The organism is Mesorhizobium sp. M2A.F.Ca.ET.067.02.1.1, from assembly GCF_004023285.1.
In the GTDB taxonomy this organism is placed as follows: domain Bacteria; phylum Pseudomonadota; class Alphaproteobacteria; order Rhizobiales; family Rhizobiaceae; genus Mesorhizobium.
In genome coordinates this window covers 1-4,206 of the sequence record NZ_RZSB01000531.1, presented here as the reverse complement: position 1 = coordinate 4,206, position 4,206 = coordinate 1, and the positions used below count along the sequence as shown (strand labels likewise).

The window sequence follows — 4,206 nt, the reverse complement described above, 5'->3', positions numbered from 1 at the left end:
TGGCACGGACGTGCTGTTGTTCAACGGATTGCTCGCGTATCTCGTCCAGAGCGGGAAGAGCGATACCGATTTCATCCGCGACAACACGTCGGGCTTCGACGCCGCGGCCGCGCTGGCCAGCGCCGATGCGCCGTCGATCGCACGTATTGCGAAGGGCTGCGGATTGGCGGCCGCCGATGTCCAGGCCTTCTACGATCTCTTCGCCGACACTGACCGGACCGTCACCGTCTACAGCCAGGGTGTGAACCAGTCGGCGCATGGAACCGACAAGGTCAACGCCATCATCAATTGCCATCTCGCCACCGGCCGCATCGGCAAGCCCGGCATGGGACCGTTCTCGGTCACCGGGCAGCCGAACGCCATGGGCGGCCGCGAGGTGGGTGGCCTGGCCAATCAGCTCGCCGCGCATATGGACTTCGCGGATGAAGCCAACATCGATCGTGTCTCCCGCTTCTGGAAGGCGCCCGACATCGCCCGCCGCGTCGGCCTGAAGGCGGTGGACATGTTCCAGGCGGTCGCCGACGGCCGCATCAAGGCGCTGTGGGTCATGGGCACCAATCCGGCGGTCTCCATGCCGGATGCTTCACGCGTGCGTGCCGCGCTCGCTAAATGCGATTTCGTCGTCGTTTCGGATGTCACCCGCACCGACACCACGCGCTGTGCCGACGTTCTGCTGCCGGCCGCTGGTTGGGGCGAGAAGGACGGCACGGTCACCAATTCGGAGCGGCGTATCTCGCGCCAGCGACCGTTCCTGCCGCCGGCGGGCGAGGCGAGAGCCGACTGGCGCATCGTCTGCGATGTCGCCGCCCGCATGGGCTTTGGCGATGCCTTCGCCTTCCGGGCGCCGGCCGAGATTTTCCGCGAGCATGCGGCGCTCTCCGCCTTCGAGAACGGGGGCGAGCGCCTGTTCGATCTCGGCGGCTTTGCTGATCTTACCGATGAAGACTATTCAACCTTCGCGCCGCGTCTTTGGCCCACGTCGGATCGAGGCGAGCACCAGACGAGATTGTTTGGCGACGGTCGTTTTCCGACGCCCGACGGCCGCGCGCGCTTCGTGGCGGTGCGGCAGGAGGCAACGGCCTTCAGCGTCGATGCCGACTATCCACTTGCCCTGAACACCGGCCGGGTTCGCGATCAGTGGCACACCATGACGCGCACCGGGAATGTGCCGCGTTTGATGGCTAACGTGCCGGAGCCGGCGGTCGATCTTCATCCGGCCGATGCGGCCGCGCGACACCTAAAGGATGGCGACCTCGCCCAGCTTTCAACCCGCTTCGGCTTCGTTCGGGCGAGAGTACGCGTGGCCGACTCGCAGCGGCGTGGCCATGCTTTCCTGCCCATGCACTGGAGCGGACAGTTCGCGGCCAGGGCCGCGGCCGGTCTGCTGTCCTCGCCGGTCACCGATCCGCATTCCGGCCAACCGGAGCTCAAGCATGTTCCAGTCAGGATCGTGCGGGAAGAGACCGGCTGGGCCGGCGTGCTCATCACACGCCGTGATCTGCGGCCGACAGGTTTCGTCCACTGGAGCCGGCATGCGGTCGATGGCGGCTGGGTCTATGAACTGACTGGAACCGAGCCGCCGGACCAGGGGATCCTCCTGGCGCGCAAGCTGCTGGGCGTCAAACGGCGGGACCAGTTGCTCGAATACACCGATCGCCGCGGGCTCGCCTATCGCGCGGCGGCCATCGACGATGGCGGCGCCATGGCCGAGGCCTTGCTGGTCGCCGCTCCAGACCAACTGCCGGCGCGCGACTGGCTGGTGTCCCTGCTCGCCACGCGCCAGAAGCTGTCGACAACAGATCGCCATGCGCTTCTATCCGGCCGCTCGCCCGTGCCCATGCCTGCCATTGGGCGGGTCGTGTGCGCATGCTTCCATGTCGGCGCCAACCAAATCGCGTCCGCGGTCGCCACCGGATGCGACAGCCTCGAAGCGATCGGTTCGATGCTACGCGCCGGCACCAATTGCGGCTCCTGCCGCTCCGAGATCCGGGCGATCATCGGCGCCCGCCAGGTGCAAGCGGCGGAGTGAGCCGTGCGCCGGCGCTACCGGTCTTCGACGATCCGCAGATAGGCCGCCGTCACGAACAGCACGATGAAGCCGAACAGGATGCGGCGGCCGCCTTCGGGCATCTGCAGAATGGTGAGCAGCGTCGTCAGCACGGTCAGGATCAGCGCGCCGATGATGGTGCCGGTATAGCCGCCGCGACCGCCGAAGATCGAGGTGCCGCCGATGACGGCGGCGGCCACCGAAGGCAGCACCAGCGGCTCGGCGAGCGACAGCGAAGGCGCCTTGATCAGGCCGATATAGAGCAGGCCGGTGATGCCGGCGAGCAGGCTGGAAAGGACGTAGAGCGCCGTGATCACCTGCCAGTAGCGGACGCCGGACAGGCGCGCGGCGCGCTCATTGTCGCCGACGGAATAGAGCAGGCGGCCGAAGCCGGTACGGTTCAGCATGAAGACGATCAGCACGGCCACCGGCACGAACAGGAGAAGCGCATTGGGAAAACCGTAGGTGAGGCCGGTGCCCAGCCAGTTGAGGAAATCCGGGATTTTCGCGCCCGACGCGATCACGGTGCGCTGGTAGACCTGCAGGAAGCCGGTGCCGATCAGGCTGGTGCCGAGCGTCATGATCAGCGGATGCACCCGGAACACGCCGACGCCGATGCCGTTGACGAGGCCGATCAGCACGGCGGGCAGCATGGCCAGCAGGAAAGCCACAGCCGGATCCTGGTTGACGATCTGGGTGGCCATGATGAAGGCGCTCATCGTCGCCACCGTGCCGACGGAAAGGTCGATGCCGCCGGTCAGCATGGTCATGGTCTGGCAGCCGGCGAGGATCGCCAGCGGAATGGCGAACTTCGCCGTGTTGGCGAGCCAGCGCTCGTTGACGATGCCGGGGCGCAGGATCTGCAGGATCACCACGAGAATGATCAAGAGGATGATCAAAGGGATCAGCGGCCGGTCCGCCATGAAGCGCTTCAGGCGGCGGCCGAACGAGACGGGCCGGGGCATGGTCGCGATGTCGGTCATGGCGTTGCTCCTGCCGGACGGCTCCGCATGGTGATGAAGGCGCCGAACATCACGACCGCGACCATGATCAAACCTTCGATGATGGCGGTGACGTTCGGATCGATGGCCAGAAGCGTCAGGTCGGTGCGCACCAGCCGCAGCACGAAGACGGCGATGATCGGCCCGAGCAGGCCGCCCTTGCCGCCGCCGAGCGCGACGCCGCCCAGCACCACCGCGGCGACGCTGGCGAGCAGATAAGGCCCGGGTATCGGCGCGCCGATGCCGGTGCTGATGGTGAGCGACAGGCCGCCGAGCGCCGCAAACAGACCGGAGAGCGCATAGGCGATGATCCTGGTGCGGGCCACCGGCACGCCGCTGCGAAAGGCAGCGAGCTCGTTGCTGCCGATGGCGTAGATGGAGAGGCCGAGGCGCGAGCGCCTGAGCGGAATCCACACGATGCAGAGACAGACGACGAGCAGCACCAGCGCCTTCGGGACCCAGGCGTCGGCCCAATCGGGCAGACCGGGGACCGGCACCGTGCCGATGACGCTGGCCTTCAGCCATTCGGCGGCCGCGCCTCCGGGAGCGCCGAGCACGAGGAGCGCCGCGCCCTGCAGCACGAACAGCATGGCAAGCGTGACGACGATGTCGGGCACCCGGGTGACGACAATGAGGATACCGTTCAGCGCGCCGAGGACCAGCCCCATGGCCAGCACGAAGGGCACGACGAAGAGCGCATATTCCTCGCTGGCGCCGTTCATCATCGAGGCTGCGGTGACGCTGGTCAGCGCCATCATGGCGGCGACCGAAAGGTCGATGCCGCCGGCGATGACGACGACGGTCTGAGCGGCGACGGCGAAGGCGTAAGGCAGGACCGCCCGCGCCAGCGAGCCGAAGTCGCCGCTGCCATAGCCGGGCTGGATCAGCTTGGTGACGACGAAGAGGAAGATCAGCAGGGCAAAGAGGCCGGCGACCCAGCCCTGGTTGCGGAGGAAGCGGCTCATGGCGCGACCTCCGCATCGGAAGCGGGTTTGACCTCGGCAAGGATGCCGACATCGGCCCTGGCGCCGCGCGGCAGGCCGTAAGCTGCGCGCATCAATGCCGCTTCATCGGCCTCTTCCACCGGGAAGGTGTCGACGACACGGCCGCCGAAGATCACGATGACACGGTCGCAGACGCGCTGCACCTCCTCCATTT

General features: G+C 67.1%; 3 protein-coding genes and 1 pseudogene. 1 reads left to right on the top strand and 3 read right to left on the bottom strand.

Annotated elements, in window-relative coordinates; genetic code table 11:
- Positions 1–2,029 (top strand): molybdopterin-dependent oxidoreductase (locus EOA28_RS26835; RefSeq protein WP_128315455.1); only part of this gene is annotated, 2,029 nt, incomplete at its 5' end.
- A 14-nt stretch (positions 2,030–2,043) separates the two neighbouring features.
- On the opposite strand, the gene EOA28_RS26830 is transcribed toward EOA28_RS26835, so the two are convergent.
- From EOA28_RS26830 to EOA28_RS26820, 3 genes and pseudogenes are all read right to left on the bottom strand, one after another.
- Entirely contained in the window at positions 2,044–3,030 is a 987-nt protein-coding gene (locus EOA28_RS26830) for an ABC transporter permease (RefSeq protein ID WP_128315454.1), read from the bottom strand.
- A complete protein-coding gene (locus EOA28_RS26825; protein ID WP_127249474.1) occupies positions 3,027–4,013 on the bottom strand; it encodes an ABC transporter permease in 987 nt (328 codons plus the stop codon). Before EOA28_RS26825 ends, EOA28_RS26830 begins: the two co-directional genes overlap by 4 nt.
- A pseudogene (locus EOA28_RS26820) lies at positions 4,010–4,206 on the bottom strand (sugar ABC transporter ATP-binding protein); the annotation flags it as partial. The pseudogene EOA28_RS26820 and the gene EOA28_RS26825, both read right to left, overlap by 4 nt.

Coding starts and splice junctions, on each gene's coding strand:
- EOA28_RS26830 (WP_128315454.1), bottom strand. CDS start 3,030: ATGACCGACATCGCGACCATGCCCCGGCCCGTCTCGTTCGGCCGCCGC.
- EOA28_RS26825 (WP_127249474.1), bottom strand. CDS start 4,013: ATGAGCCGCTTCCTCCGCAACCAGGGCTGGGTCGCCGGCCTCTTTGCC.